The following is a 17,706-nucleotide window of genomic DNA, read 5'->3' on the forward strand; positions in this document are numbered from 1 at the left end:
ACGATCAAGCGTTCAATTTATGAACCTTTGTAAGGAACTGTAACCACTGCCGCTTTGCGACCGGGCAGTAGCTGGCGGAGTTTGTGAAACGGGGTCAGCACCAGGGCATTGCCGGCCAACACCAGCGCAAAGCCAAGCAGGGTGCTCAGTTGCCATTGAAAGCCTTCGAACCAGGTACTAAGCAGCACCGCCACAAGGGGAAACAGTACGATGGTGTAACTGGCTTTTTCCGGCCCCATCCGTTTGAGAAGAGCAAAGTAAGTGCCAAAGGCGATCACGGTGCCAAACAGCGACAGGTAAAGCAGGGACCAGAGGTACGCCGGCTGGCTGCTGAACACAAAGGTATTGCCACTGAGCAGGGCGAGCGCCGTTAGTGCCAGGGTGCCGTACAGCATACCCCAGGCATTCATGGGTAAAATGCCGATGCCCCGTCGTGAGTTGCGCACACTTAACATATTGCCAAAGGAAGCACTCAGGGTGCCGGACAGCACCAGCAGCAAACCAAGCAGGCTGGTATTGGCCAGGCTCAGACCCGTCAGATCCGGCGCAAACAATACCGCAATACCGCCTATGCCAAGAGCGGCACCAACATAGATGCGTTTAGCAACCGGCTGGCCGAAGAACAAGCGGGTATTGATAATGTTCATCAACAGCATGGTGGAAAAGGCAATGGCTGCCATGGCTGAGGTTAAGTAAAGCTGGGCCTGATACAGCAGGTAGTAGTTCAGCGCGAAATTTAGCACTGCCATCAAGGCGACACAGAAGTGCATTGACATCGGCAGTCGCATCGGCAGGCGCCGTAGCAGGCACCAGGCCCAGAGCAGCAGGGCCGCCAGCCCGAACCGATACACCAGCGAAACGGCAACCGGCACCTCACCCAGCTGAAATTCAATCGCCAACCAGGTGGAGCCCCAAATCAAGACAGTGACAAGGTACAACAAGGCGTTTTGCATCAAAGGCTCCGGCCGGCAGAAGTTCGTACTGCTATGCTAGCGTTTTTCGGTATACTCACCATACACAGAAAATAATAAATATGACCTGTACAGTTGGAGGTAAGATGACCGCAGTCATACAGCGTGAACTGGATGAGTTTTTGTATCAGCAGGTGGTGCGGCTTATCCGGCAATTGCAGCAGCAACAGTTGCTTCGGCCCGGTGAACGCTTGCCGTCCTTGCGTCAGCTTAGCAGCCAACTGGGTATCAGCATTCCTACGGTGCGCCAGGGTTATGAAGAGCTGGAGCGTCTGGGCCTGATTGAAGCGCGGGATCGCTCAGGCTATTACCTGAAAGCACAGCGCCAGCCAGAGTGCCGGCCAGGTCGATTACCGCTAAGCAATAAGCCGGTGCCGGTGCGCCAGCAAAGCCTGCTGGAGCAATTTTACCAGGCGGTGCATCAGCCCGGAATTTTGCCGCTTGGCATTGCCCAGCCCAGCATGGCACAGCCTTCAGAAAAAGCATTGCTACGCACCATGCGCCGGGTCACGACACTGGCAGGCCAGCAAGTGATGCATTATGGGCCCATCGATGGTTTTGCCCCACTGAAGCGTCAGTTGGCTCTGCGCTATCTGGATGTGGGGCTATCCTTGCAGCCGGATGATTTGCTGATCACCAATGGCGGTCAGGAAGCACTGGCCATTGCCTTGCAGGCGGTGGCCAAAGCCGGTGATGTCATTGCAGTGGAATCTCCAACTTATTTTGGCGTGCTGGAGCTGATAGAAACGCTCGGCATGCTGGCGGTAGAAATTCCGGTTTGCCCGGATGATGGTATCTGGCTGGCCGATCTGGAGCAGGCCCTTGGTAGCCAGCCAATCAAAGCTTGCATCTTTTCCACCGCTATCAGTAATCCAATGGGCTCGTTCATGCCGGATGCGCAGCGCGAAGCACTGGTGCAGATGCTGGAGCAGCGCGGTATTCCACTGATTGAAGACGATGTGTATGGTGAGCTCTACTTTGGAGCTGCCCGCGGCCGGCCAGCGCAGTGTTTCAGCCGCAAGGGGCTGGTGTTGACTTGCAGCTCTTTCTCCAAAACCGTGGCGCCAAGTTACCGGGTGGGCTGGTTGTTGCCGGGGCGCTATGGGCGTGAAGTCTGGCGGTTGAAGCGTGCTTTATCTTTTGCTTCCTCGTTGTTGAATCAATGGACCCTATCCGAGTTTATCGCCAGCGGTGAGTATGACCGCAATTTAAAAAAACTGCGCCAGGTACTCAAACTCAATAAAGAGCGGATGATGGCGCTGGTGCAGCAGCACTTTCCAGCCGGCACCAGAGTCAGCAATCCGCAAGGCGGTGCTGTGCTTTGGGTTGAACTGGCCAAATCGGCAGACTGCAGCCTGTTGTTTCAACAGGCGCTGCAGCAAGGGATCAGCATAGCGCCAGGCACCTTGTTTTCGCCGTCGCATAAATTTCGCAACTGCTTGCGGCTTAGCTTTGGCGTACGCTGGCAACCGGAGGTGGAGCTGGCTATTCAGCGGCTTGGTAAGCTAGCCATTCTGGCGTCGTAACGCTTGCTCTACATCAATGCCCAACGTCAGTACACCAATGTGGCGGTTGTTGCTATCCGTCACTGCCAAACTGAGTTGTACCTGAAAACGCTGGGTCGAAGCGTCAAATACCACGGCATCCAAAAAATAGGGGGCGGTTTGTTGATACACATTAAGAAATTTGGCCTCATTGCCTTGCCAGAAGTCGGATGTCACAGCGCTGATGGCGACATTTTTACCTTGTTGGTCGGTGAGGATAATCTCTGTGACAAGGCCTTGTTGCTGCGCTTGCCATTGCACTAAAAATTGCGACAAAGGCTCTGCCAGCATGTGCTCACCCAGCTTAGGTGTCAGCTGCTCTACCTCATCCATCCACTGTTGATCCAGTCGATGCAACTCTGAGACTGGCATCGGTTGTTGATTGCTGGCCAGCACCGCTGCACGGAGTTCTGTATTGCTGGCCAACTGGGTGGCGAGCGGCAAGAAATAGTGCAGGATCCGCTCTTGCTCTATTGGGGAGAGCGCAAAGGGGCTTTGAGCACATCGATGAATATACTGATTAAATTGCCGTATAAAATCGGGCTGCTGTTGTAAAAAGCGGTAAGAGATGAATAAACCCAGCGGTACGTAACGGAAAAATTCACTTTTGTAGTGGCGGGGATCAATGGCCAGTTGTGCAGTAGTATGTTCAAAGTCTTCCAGATCGAGCAATACCCTGTCGATACGATGACGATGCAGTACTTGCAGCAGTTCAGACAAGGTATTTACTTCGACTGCTGGCTGAATATTCATAACTTCGAACCAGTTGGCTTGATGACTACCACGGATGACCCCATATCGTAATGATGTTGTCGGAATGCCTAGGCTGTCTGGATGAGTGAACCAATACCAGTTTTCCAGAAACATAGGGGCGGATAATTCGCCATAGTGCTGCATTTCAGGCAGTAAAATGGCCGTGAAGTAGCCATCCAGCCGTTGCATCCTTACTTCCTGTTTGGCTCGTAACCAGGGCAGGGTTTGTAATTGATAGGGCTGGCGCATTTGCTGCAAAATGCAATGGGCTTGCCGGGTGGCATTGGTTGGGGAAGTGACAGGCACATTGGTACCCAGCTGCAATGGCTGACTGCTACTCAATAACAGGCTGTAGAACAACGATGCAATCATTTGCGACAATCTGTTAACGCCGTATTCGGGTAAGTATAGCAGCAATGGGCTAATTTACCGTTATTCAGCTTTCGCTCAGTCAAGGCTGATACAATGCATTATAGTGACGTTATGGGTAAGTTCTACCCAGTTCGCGGGCACAAAGGAATAGGTATGAACATGTTTTCATTTCAGCGTCAAAATGGCCAGTGGCAGCGTCTCTGGCGACAACAGCAGGCTGCCGGCCCGGTGCAACGCATTCTGGCCTGGTTGGTGATGGGGGTGTTGCTGGTGGCTGGCTTTGTGCTGCTGTTGGTGATGTTGTTACTGAGCTGGTTGCTTATTCCGCTGTTTTACTGGCGCTATCGCAAAAAAATGCGTGCTTTTCAGCAAGCTGCTGCTCAGGCACAGCAGCAGTATCAGCAGCAGGCTGATCAGCAGAGTTCAGCCGGGCATCGGGTGATTGAAGGCGAAGTGGTGGGCAAGAAAGAAGAGTAAACTGCTCTATCTACCCTGCCTGCACCGCCAGCTTGCATTGAATGTAATCGCTGTGGCGGATAAACAGCAGGTCCGCGATTTTACGCAGCATGGCTTCTTCGTGTGGATCCAGAGTGCCGTCATGGTAAGCAATACGCCACAGCTGCTCCATTAAATCCAGCCGCTCAGGATAGCTTAAATCTTTCATTTTCGAGGTGAAGCGATGCAGGCAGACTGAGTCACTACTTAGCTCCTTGGCCCGGCGAAAGACGACTTCGGCATCTGCCGGGGTTAAACGATACTCACTGGTCAGGTAACTCAGCACTTCATCGTGTTCGGCACTGGCATCCTGAAAATCAGCCGCTGCTACTTCCAGCATCAGTACCACCGACATCAACTGCGCTTCGCCCACCAGTTTCAGTGCCGGACAATCGGCAACTGGCTCTGTACCACTTCGCTCCAGCAATTGCTTAAATAATTGAAACATAAATACTCCTGTCAGCGCTGCCAGCTGCTTGATTTTTTTACGCTGCTACCCAATTGTACAGATCAGTTCATTCTTATCTGAGTGCTTTTTATGGCAATGGTTCTGTTGGCGCTAATCACCTTGTTGCTGCTGGGCTGGCTGTTAGGGCAACCCTACTGGCGCCGATGGCACCGTCAGCGCCTACTGAAGCAGCCTTTTCCACACAGCTGGCGGCAGATCCTGAAACGCCGGCTGCCTTATTTTCGGGCTTTGCCAGCCGACTTGCAACTGAAGCTGAAAAAGCTGATCCAGTTGTTTATAGCAGAGAAAGACTTTGTTGGTTGTGCCGGCCTGCAGATCGATGATGAGATCCGGGTGACCATCGCCGCTCAGGCCTGTTTGCTGCTGTTGGGCCGGCCGAATGATTTGTATCCTGGTTTGCGACAAATTCTGGTGTATCCGTCAGCTTTCGTGGTGCCAAACCGACAGCCGGATGCTGCGGGTGTGGTGCATGATGGAGCTGGGGTGTTGCTGGGTGAGTCCTGGGGGCAGGGTCAGGTGATTTTATCCTGGCAGGATTCGCTAAAAGGTGCTGCCGATCCCTTTGATGGCCACAATGTGGTGATCCACGAGTTTGCCCATCAGCTCGATCAGCAAAAGGGCTATGCCAATGGCGCTCCCGCTCTGGGTGTCGGCCTGGATGTAAAGCGTTGGTCTAAGGTATTTCAGCGCGCTTTTGATCGCTTGCAACAGCAGTTAAACCGTGGGCAGCCAGGTGTATTCGATCCTTACGCGGCTACCAATCCGGCTGAGTTTTTTGCTGTTGCAAGTGAGGTGTTTTTCGAGCAACCCCACAGCATGCAACAACAAGAGCCGGAGCTTTATCAGCAGCTACAGCAGTTTTACCAGCTTAATCCCGCGCTTTGGCAGTAAAAGACGAACCATTGCTCAGGCTTTATCCAGGCCCAGTGCCGATCGGATGCTGTTAGCAAAATCGGTAAAGCGCTGTTTTAAACTTCGTTTGATGGACACATCCAACGAGCCCAACACCGAATAGCCTTCAATTCGGATACAGTGGGTTTTGCGGCTCCCCGGTCCGCCCGAACCTACCGAGTTGTCGCTGGATGCGGCAATGTTATTAAGTTCACTGATCACCGCCACATGCTCCGGTACCTGAATGCTGACACTGCCCAGCCAGTTGGTCAGTTGCAGGATCATGTGTTGATGCTCAAAAACGGCTTCGGAAAAGTCCAGTTCCACTGAGGATAATGCATTGATAATAGTGAGGTGCTGCGGCACCCGCCAAGGCCCTGAGCGCTCATCACTGCTTAGAATAGAGACCAGGCGGTCTTTGTCCGTTAGTTCGTCAGCGACCTTTGCCTTGGCTGAGCCGCGCGCTGCCGTGGTCGCATCAAAGTTTTGTGACCACATGGCCCGGTATTTGGCATCCGGCTCTAAGGTCAGATCCGCCACTTGCTCGATCAGCACTTTGGGATCATCGGAGTTGGTGGCAATATCAAGCCGGCGTTCAAAGGCCTGCTCGGAAATCACACTGTGGCTGTAGTTCATGATCAGTTGATCGATAACAGCTTCACGTACTTGGGCGATGGGCCTGTCTTCCAGTTTCACCCCTGTGGTATCTATCGCCATGGCTCCCCCTTTATCTCCATACGCCAGCCAGGCTGGCTATTTTTTCATCATTTTGGCTCAGGATGACGTTTGGCGAAAGGGTCAAATTGTAAGTATTTCTAACCGTTTGGAAGGTGCAGCTTTTCGCTGCTACTCGTTGTTTGCTGAAGCTAAGCAGTCACTTAGCCAAATCAGCGCTCCGGTATCCACCCCGATGGCAGCGGCTTTTTGCTGGTAGCGCAGGCAGTCATCGGCTGATGGGTTGGGGCTTCTGGCTAAAATCCAGGCGTAATTTAGATTATGACCGACCACCAATGCCATGCTGTAGTCGGGCTCCAGCTTGGCAATGTTGTAACTGGCAAAAAAGGGCCCGAAGAAAGACACCTTCAGCTTGCCGGTCGTGTTATCGCCAGCGAAATACGCACGTCCCTCGGCCTCGCGCCATTCATCGCGGCTTTGGTGATAACCACGATTCAACACCCGCACACCTCCATCGTTGCGCATGCTGTAATGGGCGGTCACTTCGCTAAGGCCCCGTTCGAAGCGGTGATCCAACCGGGCTATCTCATGCCACTCGCCTAAATACGACTCCAGCTCGAACGGTGAAACAGGTTGCACGCTATTGGGTGTGCCTGTGCAGCCTGTCAGTAGGATAACAGCAGCAAATAACAATCGCATGGTAAGGACCTTCAAGGTTGTTGAATACTATGCATCCGAATACGAGCCAGCACCGTAATCGGTTGCATCGATAACAAGGATACCAACACCATGCCACATTCGTTTAACCAAGAACAGCTATCGCGTATTATTGAGATGGCTTGGGAAGATCGAACGCCTTTTGAAGCGATAACCATGAATTTTGCGTTATCGGAAGCCGAGCTTATCCGTTTGATGCGCTCTGAATTAAAACCAGCCAGTTTCCGCTGCTGGCGTCAACGTGTGGCTGGCCGCATTACCAAGCATGGGAAGCTCCGCTCTAAAGCGGTGAATAGAGGCTATTGTCCCAGCCAATACAAACACCGAAGCTAGATCTGCATCAAAGGAAAGCTTCATAGTTCACTTGGCAGCATGGAGCAGGCCAGCTAGAGTAAGGATACTCTGGCTTAAGGCGCTGCTATGAAATCAACTGCTGGCAATCAAACAAAAAACACTCAACCGCTCACTCTGAAGCGGGTGGGGATTGATACGTACCATGAAAACGTGGCTTATCTGCATCGGGACTGTGAAATCTACCGCGCCGAGGGGTTCCAGGCTTTAGCCAAGGTGGAAGTGGAAGCCAAAGGCAAACGGATTCTGGCCAGTTTGAATGTGGTGGACGATGCCAATATCGTCAATGGTCAGCAATTGGGTTTGTCCGAAGAAGCTTTTGCCATGCTCGGCGCACCCGATGGCGATGCTGTTCGGGTTGCACCGGCTGAGCCACCACACTCCATTCCGGCTTTGCACCGTAAAATTGCCGGCGAACGGTTAATCCGGGAGGATTTTACCAGCATTGTGCAGGACATTGCGGCGCACCGTTACTCCAAAATTGAACTGACAGCCTTTGTGGTAGCTTGCAATCAGGGCGAGCTGGACCGCGAAGAAGTGTTCTTTTTAAGCGATGCCATGAGTAAAGTGGGGCGCAAACTGGATTGGCAGGAGCACCCGGTGGTGGATAAACATTGCATTGGTGGCATCCCCGGCAACCGTACTTCGATGCTGTTGGTACCCATTGTGGCAGCCCATGGCATGCTCTGCCCCAAGACATCATCACGCGCCATTACCTCGCCGGCTGGCACAGCCGATACCATGGAGCTGCTGGCCGCCGTTGAGATGCCGTTTGAACAATTAACCGAGATCGTACATCGCCACCGGGGGTGTCTTGCCTGGGGCGGTACCAGCGATTTATCTCCGGCCGATGATGTACTGATCTCGGTGGAGCGGCCTTTGTCGATTGACTCGCCTGGCCAAATGGTCGCTTCGATTTTGTCAAAAAAGGTAGCCGCAGGCTCCAGCCACTTGCTGCTGGATATTCCGATTGGCCCAACCGCTAAGGTGCGTAGCATGCCGGAAGCGCAGCGGCTGCGTAAACTCTTTGAGTTCGTGGCCAAGCGGATGGGGCTCACCATCGATGTGGTGATTACCGATGGCCGTCAGCCGATTGGTAATGGCATAGGCCCGGCACTGGAAGCGCGCGATGTGATGCGGGTACTGCAAAACCATCCCGATGCCCCGATGGATTTGCGGCAAAAATCCTTACGCCTTGCTGGCCGCATGCTTGAGTTTGACCCCGATGTGCGTGGTGGCGATGGGTTTGGCATTGCCCGTGATATCCTGGACTCGGGCCGGGCGCTGGAAAAGATGCAGGCGATTATTGCGGCTCAGGGCCAGCGTGATTTTGATCCAGAGCATCCGCCATTATCGCCTTTATCCTTTGAGGTAACAGCACCCGTTAGTGGCACTGTGATTGCCATTGATAATGTGCAGCTGGCGCGGATTGCGCGCTCTGCCGGTGCGCCCCGGGCCAAAGGTTCAGGCGTGGATTTGCTGGTAAAACTGGGCGATCCGGTTGAAGCGGGTCAACCGCTGTACAAGGTGTATGCCGCTTACCCAACCGAGCTGGCTTTTGCCCGCCAAGCCTGTGAGCGTTGTATTGGTTACCAGCTGGGTCAAGCTGACCAGTTGGTGTCATTGCATGTGGAGTATTAACTACTGATGTCGAGCTATCTACTGTGTTCTCCTGAGGAAGCCGAAGCTGCCGGGCGCCTGGCACAAGCTGCCGGCCTGTCACTTATGAGCTATCAACGTCATCAGTTCCCGGACGACGAGCTGAAACTGACCCTGCCGTTTGCCGATGGCGATGCACCCACACAACTGGTGCTGTATCGCAGTCTGGACCGGCCGAACGACAAGCTGGTCGAACTGATTCTGCTGGCAAAGCACTTGCGAGGCTGTGGTGTAAAACGGCTGCTGTTGGTCGCGCCTTATCTGGCCTATATGCGGCAGGATATTGCGTTTTACCCTGGTGAAATTGTCAGCCAGAAAATCATTGGCAACCTGTTGGCGGAGTTATTTGATGCGGTGATCACGGTCGATCCGCATCTGCATCGCATCGAACATTTGCGTGAAGCCATCCCAAAAGGCGAAGCCATCGCACTGAGTGGCGCCCCCAGACTGGCGGATTTAATCGCGGACAAGTGTAAGCATCCACTACTCATTGGGCCGGATGCAGAGTCGCGGCAATGGGTCGAACTGGCCGCAGCCCGCATTGGTTGCGATTATGGTGTCTGCAGCAAGGTACGGCATGGCGATACAGAGGTGGTAATAGCCTTACCAGATGTGCCGGTTAGCGGGCGGCAGGTGGTGCTGATGGACGATGTGGCCAGCTCAGGGCGGACCATGGCCAGAGCTGCGGAGCAGTTGCTGGCGGCAGGTGCCGCTTCGGTCGATGTGGCGGTGACCCATGCACTTTTTGCCGGTGATGCACTGGCGACCATCAAGCAGGCAGGCGTGCGGCATATCTGGAGTACCGACTGCATTGCGCACGACAGCAATGCCATCAGTATGGCGCCGGTGCTGGCAGAGGCCTTAGTCCCCATGTTAGCTTAACAAATGGGGCTCTACGACAAAGCCATTAGTCTGGATCAACAAATTTATTCGATAGTAAGGACGTGTTTATTTCATTAGAGAAGTTTTAACTAAGCATGTATTGTGCACGCTATTACAGGCATGTCGCCTTGAAGCTGTAATGAGGTGTGTGATGCAAAAAAAACAATCGATGACGGTGGCGAAGCGGCTAGGTTTGGGGTTTGGCATCGTGTTGCTCCTGATGGTGGGCCTTACCCTGATTGGGGTGGAGCGGGTTCAGCGAATTAATCAAACATTGACTGAGATGACTGAGCTGAACTCAGTCAAACAACGCTACGCCATTAACTTTCGTGGCAGTGTGCACGATAGGGCTATTTCACTGCGCGATGTTACCTTGGTCGAAAATCCGCGTGATATCCCAGCGTTATTGCGTGATATTGAACAACTTGAATCATTTTATCTGAACTCCCGTCGCCTGATGGATGATATCTTCCAGCAGCGCAATGGCGTTAGCACAACCGAGCGGCAATTGTTGCAGGCAATCGATGCGGTGGAGGCGAGAGCCTTGCCGCTGGCAAATCAGGTCATTCAATTACGCCAGCAAGGCCAGCAAAGCGAGGCACAGCGGTTGTTGCTGGCACAGGTTGGTCCTGTTTTTGTCGATTGGTTGGCCAGCATCAATGCCTTTATTGATTATCAGGAAGCAAAAAACCAACAAGCCACCGATAACGCTCAAAGTGTCGCCGGTGCTTTTGCTCTGACCATGGTATTGCTGACTGCGGTGGCCATTTTCATAGGTATTGCCATGGCCGTCTGGATCCTGCGTTACTTACGTCAGGCACTGGGAGGTGAACCTGATGAGGCTGCCGAGTTGGTGAGCCAGATTGCAGCCGGCGATCTGACGACACAGATCCGCGACAGCCTGCCAAACAGCATGCTGGCGGCGGTGGCGAATATGCAGCTGCAATTACGGCAGACCCTGAGCGAGGTAGTGGGGGCAGCAAACACAGTCAAGACCCAGGCCGATGAGCTGGATCAGGCCGCACTGGAAGCACTGGAAGCCACCGAGCGGCAGGCGCATTCATCCACAGCCTCAGCCGCCAGCATTGAACAAATGACGGTGAGCCTGAAGCAGGTAGCCAGCGTGGTCGATTTGACCGAACAGAACTCACAGAAAACTGCAGATTTGTCGGATCAGGGGCGCGCCTGGTGCAAGATGCCGCCACTGAGATTGCAGTCGTTGCCGAGACCGTTGAGCAGTCAGCGAGCAAAATTGGCGAGTTGCAGCAGCGCTCCAAGGAGATTGCCGGTATCGCCAATGTGATTAAAAGCATTGCGGAACAAACCAACTTACTGGCCCTGAACGCGGCCATCGAAGCAGCCAGAGCCGGTGAGTCTGGCCGCGGTTTTGCGGTGGTTGCTGATGAAGTACGGCAGCTGGCAGAGCGCACCAGCAAAGCCACTACGGAGATCGCCGGTATGATTCAGCTGGTGCAGGATGAGACTCAGTTGGCGGTTGCCTCGATGGAAACGGCAGCGCCCAGAGTGGCAGAAGGGTTATCCCGAGCCAATGATGCTGCCAGTATGCTGCAACAAATTCGCAGCCAGGCGATGGACTCGCTGAACAATGTGCGTGATGTCGCCCGCTCAACCAATGAACAATCGACGGCTGTCACCGAGCTTGCCAAACACATTGAACAAATTGCCAGTATGTCGCGGGATAATGCCGTAGTGATGCAGCAAAACCGTGGTGCTGTTGCGGCGCTGCAGCGGGTTGCCACAGGCTTAGGGCAGCAGGTAGCCCGCTTTAGAACCAGCTGATTGGCAAGGCATACAAGCGTTTTCAGCCAGGCTTATGCCTGGCTTGTTGTTAGCTGGAGGCCAGTACCAAGCAGTTGCGGCCTTTTTTCTTCGCTTTGTACAAGGCCTCATCGGCACGCTTCAGCAAAGGCTCGGGCTTTTCGCTGCCCTGGCGGATAGCGCAGCCCAAACTAATGGTAATTTGCACCGTTTTACTGCCGCTGTTGTTCTTGGCCGAGCGCTGCTTTTTACCGGTTTCGTGGTCTTTGGGTCGGCCGCCCTGGCGAACGATTAAGGGGTAGTCGGCCACTTGCTGGCGTACCTGTTCCAGTTGTTCCTTCAGTTTTTTCGGGTTGGCATGGTGAAACACCAGGGTAAATTCTTCACCGCCGTAGCGATAGGCGGTCATACCGCGTTGTTTGGCCAAGATGGCACCCAGCAGTCGCAACACCTGATCGCCCACATCATGGCCATAGGTATCGTTGAATTTTTTAAAGTGATCGACATCCAGCATGGTCACAGCACTTTTCTTACCCAAGCGGTTTAAGTGCCCCATCAATGCCCGGCGCTGTGGTAACTGAGTCAGCTCATCGATGTAAGCCAGTTGCAGCATTTGCAACGCCAGCGTCAGCAGCAAACAACTGCCGGCAATCAGGGTCGCCCAACCGGAGAGTTCAGGCTGCGCCAGCCACAGATAAAACAGCGTAAGACAAAGCAGCACCGCCAGTTGCCCCAGCATGGGCTTGGGCCAGTTGCGGTAACTCAGCTGTGCCAGCCAGCCTGCGGTGACCAACAGCAGCACACTGGCTTGTAACCAGTTCAGAGGGTTTTCTGCCCGAACCGGCTGCAGCAGCCAGTGGTAATCGGGCAAGGAAGCTTGCCAGTCTGGCAGCGGCAAATACAGCAAAGCAACTGGAGTCAACGCCGAGGCCAGCAACAGGCCAATGCCGCCTTTGGTCAGCAGCGGCGGGCGGGGCAGTAAAACCAGCAAGCCGAGCCAAAGGGCGCTCACCAGAGGAAGATAACTGTAGAGCAGAGCAACGTCAGGTTCGCTGACTGGGCGTTGCAAGCCCTGTTGCACAGTAAAATAATGCCCGGCCAAAAAAGCCAGCCAATACAGCCAGTCGGTTTGGCGCATTAGAAGTGCCAGCGAAGCAACAAAGGCCAGCGCCAGCCAGACAGTGAGCGGGAAGGGGAGGGCCGCGAACAAGGCATGCTCAGGCCAGCCTATCAGCAACACGGCTAACAGCAACACAGGAGACAAGATCAACCAGCGCACACACAACCTCGAGCTGTTGACAGCATATTTTTATTCTGTGCTCAGTGTAGCAGCCTGCTGCCCCGAATTGAAACACCGCATGCATCAGAGTGCATGTTGTATAATGTCCTGTAAAATAATGCAGTACCTGAATCAATTTGAGCCAGTGAGTTGCTATGCCCAAAAGATACCGTGAATCCGCGCTGGATCCTTACATTATTGCTGCGCTTTGTGCCGTGCTGTCGCTGATGCTTTTTTACCGGGCCGCGAAAGGTTTGATTACTGGCGTGGCTCCCGGTTTGCACCACGCTGCTCTCGCCGGGCCTGTCCATACGCTGCAGGATGATCCTTCTATTTTCTGGTTTTCCATTGTGCTGCACCTTGGCTTTGCTTTCTTCACGGCCAGATATGCTTGGCGAACTTTTCGGTGACAGTTAAGCAAAAATGGTTGGTGGTCTTCTAACCTAAGTCTAAGGCTTGCTGCTTCCATTCGAGCCCAGGCCGCCGCTTAACACCAGCTGCAGCGCTTCGGCTGGTTTCATCTCCAGATTCCGGGTGCAGCTGCGCGGTACGATGATGGTGTAACCGCCGACGTTGTAGGCCATTGGGATAAACACCGCCAGTTGTTCTTCATTCATTAAAGAGGACATGCGATCGCCATCAAGGCCACCTTTTTTGGTGACGATACCAATTAGTTCTATATCTGTGCCCGGCAGTTTGACCATCACCACCGACTCATCGGCAAAGTTTTTGCCCGACATCACATCCATTAAATCCTGCAGCATGCCGTAGATTTGCTTGGTACCCGGCAGTTTGAGCAGCAGCTTGCCGGGCAACTGCCACAACCAGTCAAAACCGCGCCAGCGGGCGCTAAAGCCAATCACCACACACAGCAGCACAAAGGCGGCAATCGCCATGCCTGGCAGATACCAGCTCGGCGGTAACACCAGCTCCAGCAGCGGGGCCAGCCTGGACTCAATGGTCACCAGCAACCAGCGGATCAGCTCGATGGTAATGACAATGGGCAAAATAATGGCCAGGCCCTTGGCCAGGCTTTTGGCGATGATTTTCATAAGGTTCCCTGTGTACTGCTTGGTTGGTGCAATGGTCGCCACATCATAAAGAAATCAGCGGCCTGGCGCCATGCCAGGCTGTAAATGGATTTGGTCTATACTTGGTGGATGGAGAGTTCGCAGGATGAGAGCAATGAAGGCATGGTGGCTTTTTCTGCTGGTGCTGTTTGCGATAGAGGCCTACCCTGAGGGTGATGTAACGCACCTGCGAATTCTCACTGAACACAATCCTCCGGGTCAGTACCTGAATGAGCATGGGGAGCTGGCTGGTGTCACCGTTGCTTTTATCCGGCAATTGCAACACCGATTGGATGAGCCTGCCGAGATCGAACTTTTACCCTGGGCTCGGGCTTTTGAGATAGCCCGGCGGGATCCCCATATCGCCTTGTTTGAAACGGCCCGCACGCCAGAGCGCGAGCCTTGGTTCCAGTGGGTTGGGCCGCTGAAGTATGTTCAGACCGCTATTTATGGCCGGGCTGATCGGTTAGGGATGGATCCGCTGGATACAGGGTTGAATGCTGGCCTGATTGCTTGTGAATACCGACATTCACTGCATGTTGATTTACTGAAGCATCATGGTTATGTCGAAGGAAAAAATCTGGTGCTTACATTGCACCATGGTGATTGTTTTCAAATGCTGCTGCGTGGCCGGGTCGATTTAGTGGTGCTGCATGATGCGGTGGTGGCGGAGCGGGAAAAGCAATTGCAGGCCATGGCTGGTACTGGGCTGTACCGGCTAAAACAAATTCGTGAAGTGGAGCTGTATCTCGCTTTTTCGCTGGACGTGGCCCCAAAACGAATCGCAGCCTGGCAACAGGCGCTGCAACAAAGTTACCTCGATGGCAGCATGCGTCAGCTGTATCAGCCAGTTTATTCGGAGTACTTGATTGAGCGGTTGGAACAATGGGCGCAGCAGAAGTAGCCATAAAGCGACTGCTTGAAATGGTGGCCCCAGCTGGACTCGAACCAGCGACCGATCGATTATGAGTCGAGCGTATATCGTATTTCCCCGCATTGCTTTACATATCAAATTCAAATAAAAACAGAAGTTTAGCCTTAGATCCCTTCGCTGGCGCATTGTTCGATATTGGTGTATATTGGTACAACTCCGATCCGCAGCCGATCCGCAGAACGATCCGCAGCTATCAAACAGTAAAAAGCCCCGCAGGTGCGCCAACACCGTGCAGGGCTAACCAGAAGAACCATAGGGGGTTCAAATGGCTAAAGCAGATTCTACCACCAAACCAGCAAGCGCCAGCAATAAAGTAAGTTTTACAGCTGGCCGTGTTGCATCATTCAAATGTGCCGAAGGTAAAAAAGATTCTTTTCTGTGGGATGAAAAACAGCCGGGGTTAGGGCTCAGGGCGTTTGCTTCAGGTAAGAAAACCTATATTTACCAAGTATGGGTTAACGGCAGAACACAACGGGCAGTAATTGGCTCGGTTGAAAGTTTTGATATTGAGCAAGCCAGATCAGAAGCTAGAAAACTGAGTGCGCTTGCTAGCCAGAACATAAGCCCGGCCAAAGTGAAACGCGAAAAGGCCGCCGCTGAACTGGCAGAAGAACAGGAAGTAAAACGCGGTTCTGTTACATTCGGCACCGTATGGGCTGAATATGTGGAAGCAAATAAAGGCGAGTGGGGACAAAAGCATTACCGCGATCATATTAATTTTGTGCAAGCGCCGGGTTTACCTTGTGACCGTGGCCGCCGGGTAACTAAAGCAGGCTGTCTTTATCCGCTGGTTAGTGTAAAGCTGGCTGAGTTAACCGCCAGTGTTATTAAACGCTGGTTAGACAACGAGAACAAAACCCGCCCCGGCGTTGCAGCGCAAAGTTACCGCCTACTGTTTGCCTGTTTAAGTTGGTGCAATGAGCAGCCAGATTATGCCGGGCTGGTTGATGTCGCAGGTTTAAAAAGTAAAGCGGTGAAAAAAACCGTTACCAAGTTAAAGCCCCGCGATGATGTTTTACAGCGCGAGCAGCTACCCGCTTTTTTTTCAGAACTGCAAAAGATAGCAAACCCCGTTATTGCTGCTTATGTGCAAACATTGCTGCTAACGGGAGCCCGGCGCAATGAATTAATGGGCCTGCAATGGTCTGACGTTGATTTTAAATGGCAAAGCATGACTATACGCGATAAAGGCACCAGTAAAGGCAGCGTTGCTGGGGTGCGGGTTATTCCGTTAACGCCTTATGTTGCTAGCCTGCTTAACCAGTTACCCCGCCGCAATCAGTGGGTATTTTCTAGCCCTTCAGGTAAAGACGGTAGATTAGTAGATCCCCGCAAGAGTTTTGACCCCGCAGTCATTGCCGCAGGTATTGAAGGCTTAACCTTGCACGGCTTACGCCGCAGCTTTGCTACGTTGTCGGAATGGGTAGAAGTACCCGCCGGGGTAGTGGCACAGATTATGGGCCATAAGCCAAGCGCCACTGCTGAAAAACATTACAAGCAAAGGCCGCTGGACTTACTTAGAGTATGGCATGAACGAATTGAAGCATGGTTTTTAGAGCAGGCCGGGCTTAGGGTGCCAGCGACCGCTGAGAAGCGTTTAACTGTGGTTCAGGGGGCGTAATGAGCAAAAAAACTAGAACTTACACACTCGGTTCAAAAGATAGATATGAAGGTTTGATTGTAACAACTATAGAAACATACAGATCACCTTCTGAGATGCCCGCCTCACCTGAAGCGTGGGATTTGGAACTTATGATTCCACACTTAGCAGAGCAACATTTTGGTTCATACCTGCACAGCTTAGACTTGCCATCAAAGTTTGACCCGGAAGCATGGAGCCGGAAAAGGTCTAAAGAACAACGTACATTAAAGCCAGCAATTGCACCGGTCATCCGATTTGAACGCTTCATTAAATGGCGGGCAAAAAAAGCGAAGTTACACCCACAAAAGTTAGAGGGCGTTAGGATTGCTCTTAATGGTTTGCGGGAGCTATTTAGTGCAGAAGGCCATGCAATTTCTGGCAACTATGAGAAAGCAGCCGTACATATCGGGCGAGCTATGCCCATTGCTGTAATTTTGAAAATGATGGAGATGGAACACCCTTATCAAACTGGCTTGGTTAGGCATAAAACTAATGCGCATGAAGGTGTTGCATGTATAAAGAGAGATAAAGATTTATCAGAAATTATTGCAAGACTAGCAAAGAGCCCCGGTACAGCTAAAGAGCTTTGGCCAGCATTTTTTGGTGCTCTTGATGAAGAAGGTTTATCGCCAGTCGAATGTTCACAGGAGCTTAAATATACTTATAGGGGACATAAAGGCAAAGATAAAAAAATAGCATTTACCACATTTCAAAACAGGCTTTCTACAGCTCGAAAATTTGGAGGTAAGAGCTAATTTTCACGATAACCATGGCTAACAGGACGCACTAAACAAAATGAATCTGCTTAATCAAATAGGGGCAGATTCATGACAACTTTAACACCGCAAAACTTAACTACTGAACAGTTTGCCGAAGTCTTACACGGCAAACCCAGCACGATCAGAACCCGCCTTTGCAAAACCGGGAGTTTTTACGGCATTAGGCCGATCAAATTACCTTCAGGCCGCTTGTTATGGCCTGCTGATGCTGTACAGGCATTTTTAGCGGGTAAGGGGGCTGTCTAATGGTCGAAATTACTTTAGAACAGATAGCGGCCCAGCAACACAGCCTTTATGCCTTGCTCAATGGTGCCGTGCTTATTGATACCACCACCAGCGAGCAAACAAAAGCTATACACGACTTTACCGCCGCTTATGAAAGGATGGTTGACCGCTTAAACGTGGTTGATGTTGATGCGGCTATTGATGCTATGAAAGAGGGCC

Annotated in this window: 19 protein-coding genes and 2 pseudogenes; 14 read left to right on the forward strand and 7 right to left on the reverse strand. The window is 52.5% G+C overall.

What is annotated here, in order from left to right; translation table 11 throughout:
• Positions 1 to 17: 17 nt before the first annotated feature.
• Complete coding sequence (locus QWY20_RS15145) at positions 18 to 953, reverse strand: DMT family transporter (protein ID WP_330129840.1); 936 nt, start codon at positions 951 to 953, stop codon at positions 18 to 20.
• 104 nt (positions 954 to 1,057) lie between these two features.
• Between QWY20_RS15145 and QWY20_RS15150 the strand changes: the two genes are divergently transcribed.
• Positions 1,058 to 2,497, forward strand: a complete 1,440-nt coding sequence (locus QWY20_RS15150) for an aminotransferase-like domain-containing protein (protein WP_330129841.1) — start codon at positions 1,058 to 1,060, stop codon at positions 2,495 to 2,497.
• On the opposite strand, the gene QWY20_RS15155 is transcribed toward QWY20_RS15150, so the two are convergent.
• A complete protein-coding gene (locus QWY20_RS15155) occupies positions 2,477 to 3,640 on the reverse strand; it encodes a cellulose-binding family II protein (RefSeq protein ID WP_330129842.1) in 1,164 nt (387 codons plus the stop codon). The genes QWY20_RS15150 and QWY20_RS15155 overlap by 21 nt on opposite strands.
• A gap of 153 nt (positions 3,641 to 3,793) precedes the next feature.
• Here QWY20_RS15155 and QWY20_RS15160 point away from each other — a divergent pair, with 153 nt between their 5' ends.
• A complete protein-coding gene (locus tag QWY20_RS15160; protein WP_330129843.1) occupies positions 3,794 to 4,117 on the forward strand; it encodes a hypothetical protein in 324 nt (107 codons plus the stop codon).
• Between the two features lie 10 nt (positions 4,118 to 4,127).
• On the opposite strand, the gene QWY20_RS15165 is transcribed toward QWY20_RS15160, so the two are convergent.
• Positions 4,128 to 4,583, reverse strand: a complete 456-nt coding sequence (locus tag QWY20_RS15165; protein WP_330129844.1) for a tellurite resistance TerB family protein — start codon at positions 4,581 to 4,583, stop codon at positions 4,128 to 4,130.
• A 90-nt stretch (positions 4,584 to 4,673) separates the two neighbouring features.
• On the opposite strand from QWY20_RS15165, the gene QWY20_RS15170 reads away from it, so the two are divergent.
• Complete coding sequence (locus tag QWY20_RS15170) at positions 4,674 to 5,495, forward strand: M90 family metallopeptidase (RefSeq protein WP_330129845.1); 822 nt, start codon at positions 4,674 to 4,676, stop codon at positions 5,493 to 5,495.
• Positions 5,496 to 5,510: 15 nt separating this feature from the next.
• Here the strand turns inward: QWY20_RS15170 and QWY20_RS15175 are convergent, their stop codons facing one another.
• Together QWY20_RS15175 and QWY20_RS15180 are read right to left on the reverse strand one after the other, a co-directional pair.
• Positions 5,511 to 6,212, reverse strand: coding sequence for a LiaF domain-containing protein (locus QWY20_RS15175; RefSeq protein ID WP_330129846.1), 702 nt, complete (start codon positions 6,210 to 6,212; stop codon positions 5,511 to 5,513).
• Positions 6,213 to 6,341: 129 nt separating this feature from the next.
• On the reverse strand, positions 6,342 to 6,869 hold the full coding sequence (locus QWY20_RS15180) for a lipocalin family protein (RefSeq protein WP_330129847.1): 528 nt from the start codon (positions 6,867 to 6,869) through the stop codon (positions 6,342 to 6,344).
• 90 nt (positions 6,870 to 6,959) lie between these two features.
• Between QWY20_RS15180 and QWY20_RS15185 the strand changes: the two genes are divergently transcribed.
• The 5 genes and pseudogenes from QWY20_RS15185 to QWY20_RS15205 all read left to right on the forward strand — a co-directional run.
• The gene (locus tag QWY20_RS15185) at positions 6,960 to 7,220 is read left to right on the forward strand and encodes a TIGR03643 family protein (protein ID WP_330129848.1); all 261 of its coding nucleotides are present in this window, start codon (positions 6,960 to 6,962) and stop codon (positions 7,218 to 7,220) included.
• 87 nt (positions 7,221 to 7,307) lie between these two features.
• Complete coding sequence (locus QWY20_RS15190; protein ID WP_330129849.1) at positions 7,308 to 8,879, forward strand: thymidine phosphorylase family protein; 1,572 nt, start codon at positions 7,308 to 7,310, stop codon at positions 8,877 to 8,879.
• 6 nt (positions 8,880 to 8,885) lie between these two features.
• Positions 8,886 to 9,779 (forward strand): ribose-phosphate diphosphokinase, encoded by an 894-nt coding sequence (locus QWY20_RS15195; protein ID WP_330129850.1) that lies wholly within the window; start codon positions 8,886 to 8,888, stop codon positions 9,777 to 9,779.
• A gap of 169 nt (positions 9,780 to 9,948) precedes the next feature.
• Positions 9,949 to 10,488 (forward strand): annotated as a pseudogene (locus QWY20_RS18695) (MCP four helix bundle domain-containing protein); the annotation flags it as partial.
• 467 nt (positions 10,489 to 10,955) lie between these two features.
• Positions 10,956 to 11,579, forward strand: a pseudogene (locus QWY20_RS15205) (methyl-accepting chemotaxis protein); the annotation flags it as partial.
• Between the two features lie 49 nt (positions 11,580 to 11,628).
• Here QWY20_RS15205 and QWY20_RS15210 read toward each other — a convergent pair.
• Positions 11,629 to 12,837 (reverse strand): GGDEF domain-containing protein, encoded by a 1,209-nt coding sequence (locus QWY20_RS15210; protein WP_330129853.1) that lies wholly within the window; start codon positions 12,835 to 12,837, stop codon positions 11,629 to 11,631.
• Positions 12,838 to 12,992: 155 nt separating this feature from the next.
• Here QWY20_RS15210 and QWY20_RS15215 point away from each other — a divergent pair, with 155 nt between their 5' ends.
• Entirely contained in the window at positions 12,993 to 13,247 is a 255-nt protein-coding gene (locus QWY20_RS15215; RefSeq protein ID WP_330129854.1) for a hypothetical protein, read from the forward strand.
• Between the two features lie 39 nt (positions 13,248 to 13,286).
• On the opposite strand, the gene QWY20_RS15220 is transcribed toward QWY20_RS15215, so the two are convergent.
• On the reverse strand, positions 13,287 to 13,889 hold the full coding sequence (locus tag QWY20_RS15220) for a DUF502 domain-containing protein (RefSeq protein ID WP_330129855.1): 603 nt from the start codon (positions 13,887 to 13,889) through the stop codon (positions 13,287 to 13,289).
• A 133-nt stretch (positions 13,890 to 14,022) separates the two neighbouring features.
• On the opposite strand from QWY20_RS15220, the gene QWY20_RS15225 reads away from it, so the two are divergent.
• From QWY20_RS15225 to QWY20_RS15245, 5 genes are all read left to right on the forward strand, one after another.
• Positions 14,023 to 14,811 (forward strand): substrate-binding periplasmic protein, encoded by a 789-nt coding sequence (locus tag QWY20_RS15225; RefSeq protein ID WP_330129856.1) that lies wholly within the window; start codon positions 14,023 to 14,025, stop codon positions 14,809 to 14,811.
• Between the two features lie 295 nt (positions 14,812 to 15,106).
• Positions 15,107 to 16,462 (forward strand): tyrosine-type recombinase/integrase, encoded by a 1,356-nt coding sequence (locus QWY20_RS15230; protein WP_330129857.1) that lies wholly within the window; start codon positions 15,107 to 15,109, stop codon positions 16,460 to 16,462.
• Positions 16,462 to 17,238, forward strand: a complete 777-nt coding sequence (locus QWY20_RS15235; RefSeq protein WP_330129858.1) for a hypothetical protein — start codon at positions 16,462 to 16,464, stop codon at positions 17,236 to 17,238. The genes QWY20_RS15230 and QWY20_RS15235 overlap by 1 nt, the downstream gene beginning before the upstream one ends.
• A gap of 72 nt (positions 17,239 to 17,310) precedes the next feature.
• Complete coding sequence (locus QWY20_RS15240) at positions 17,311 to 17,508, forward strand: helix-turn-helix transcriptional regulator (protein WP_330129859.1); 198 nt, start codon at positions 17,311 to 17,313, stop codon at positions 17,506 to 17,508.
• Positions 17,508 to 17,706: hypothetical protein (locus tag QWY20_RS15245; RefSeq protein ID WP_330129860.1), on the forward strand; the 199-nt coding region annotated here is incomplete at its 3' end. The genes QWY20_RS15240 and QWY20_RS15245, both read left to right, overlap by 1 nt.

Origin of the sequence: Alkalimonas cellulosilytica (genome assembly GCF_036325985.1) — a bacterium.
In the GTDB taxonomy this organism is placed as follows: domain Bacteria; phylum Pseudomonadota; class Gammaproteobacteria; order Enterobacterales; family Alteromonadaceae; genus Alkalimonas; species Alkalimonas cellulosilytica.

What these genes read in the sequence shown, in the direction of transcription:
- QWY20_RS15235 (WP_330129858.1), top strand. Translation starts at nt 16,462, where the DNA reads ATGAGCAAAAAAACTAGAACTTACACACTCGGTTCAAAAGATAGATAT.
- QWY20_RS15195 (WP_330129850.1), top strand. Translation starts at nt 8,886, where the DNA reads ATGTCGAGCTATCTACTGTGTTCTCCTGAGGAAGCCGAAGCTGCCGGG.
- QWY20_RS15170 (WP_330129845.1), top strand. Translation starts at nt 4,674, where the DNA reads ATGGCAATGGTTCTGTTGGCGCTAATCACCTTGTTGCTGCTGGGCTGG.
- QWY20_RS15160 (WP_330129843.1), top strand. Translation starts at nt 3,794, where the DNA reads ATGAACATGTTTTCATTTCAGCGTCAAAATGGCCAGTGGCAGCGTCTC.
- QWY20_RS15215 (WP_330129854.1), top strand. Translation starts at nt 12,993, where the DNA reads ATGCCCAAAAGATACCGTGAATCCGCGCTGGATCCTTACATTATTGCT.
- QWY20_RS15175 (WP_330129846.1), bottom strand. Translation starts at nt 6,212, where the DNA reads ATGGCGATAGATACCACAGGGGTGAAACTGGAAGACAGGCCCATCGCC.
- QWY20_RS15220 (WP_330129855.1), bottom strand. Translation starts at nt 13,889, where the DNA reads ATGAAAATCATCGCCAAAAGCCTGGCCAAGGGCCTGGCCATTATTTTG.
- QWY20_RS15230 (WP_330129857.1), top strand. Translation starts at nt 15,107, where the DNA reads ATGGCTAAAGCAGATTCTACCACCAAACCAGCAAGCGCCAGCAATAAA.
- QWY20_RS15240 (WP_330129859.1), top strand. Translation starts at nt 17,311, where the DNA reads ATGACAACTTTAACACCGCAAAACTTAACTACTGAACAGTTTGCCGAA.
- QWY20_RS15165 (WP_330129844.1), bottom strand. Translation starts at nt 4,583, where the DNA reads ATGTTTCAATTATTTAAGCAATTGCTGGAGCGAAGTGGTACAGAGCCA.
- QWY20_RS15225 (WP_330129856.1), top strand. Translation starts at nt 14,023, where the DNA reads ATGAAGGCATGGTGGCTTTTTCTGCTGGTGCTGTTTGCGATAGAGGCC.
- QWY20_RS15190 (WP_330129849.1), top strand. Translation starts at nt 7,308, where the DNA reads ATGAAATCAACTGCTGGCAATCAAACAAAAAACACTCAACCGCTCACT.
- QWY20_RS15145 (WP_330129840.1), bottom strand. Translation starts at nt 953, where the DNA reads ATGCAAAACGCCTTGTTGTACCTTGTCACTGTCTTGATTTGGGGCTCC.
- QWY20_RS15155 (WP_330129842.1), bottom strand. Translation starts at nt 3,640, where the DNA reads ATGATTGCATCGTTGTTCTACAGCCTGTTATTGAGTAGCAGTCAGCCA.
- QWY20_RS15180 (WP_330129847.1), bottom strand. Translation starts at nt 6,869, where the DNA reads ATGCGATTGTTATTTGCTGCTGTTATCCTACTGACAGGCTGCACAGGC.
- QWY20_RS15185 (WP_330129848.1), top strand. Translation starts at nt 6,960, where the DNA reads ATGCCACATTCGTTTAACCAAGAACAGCTATCGCGTATTATTGAGATG.
- QWY20_RS15150 (WP_330129841.1), top strand. Translation starts at nt 1,058, where the DNA reads ATGACCGCAGTCATACAGCGTGAACTGGATGAGTTTTTGTATCAGCAG.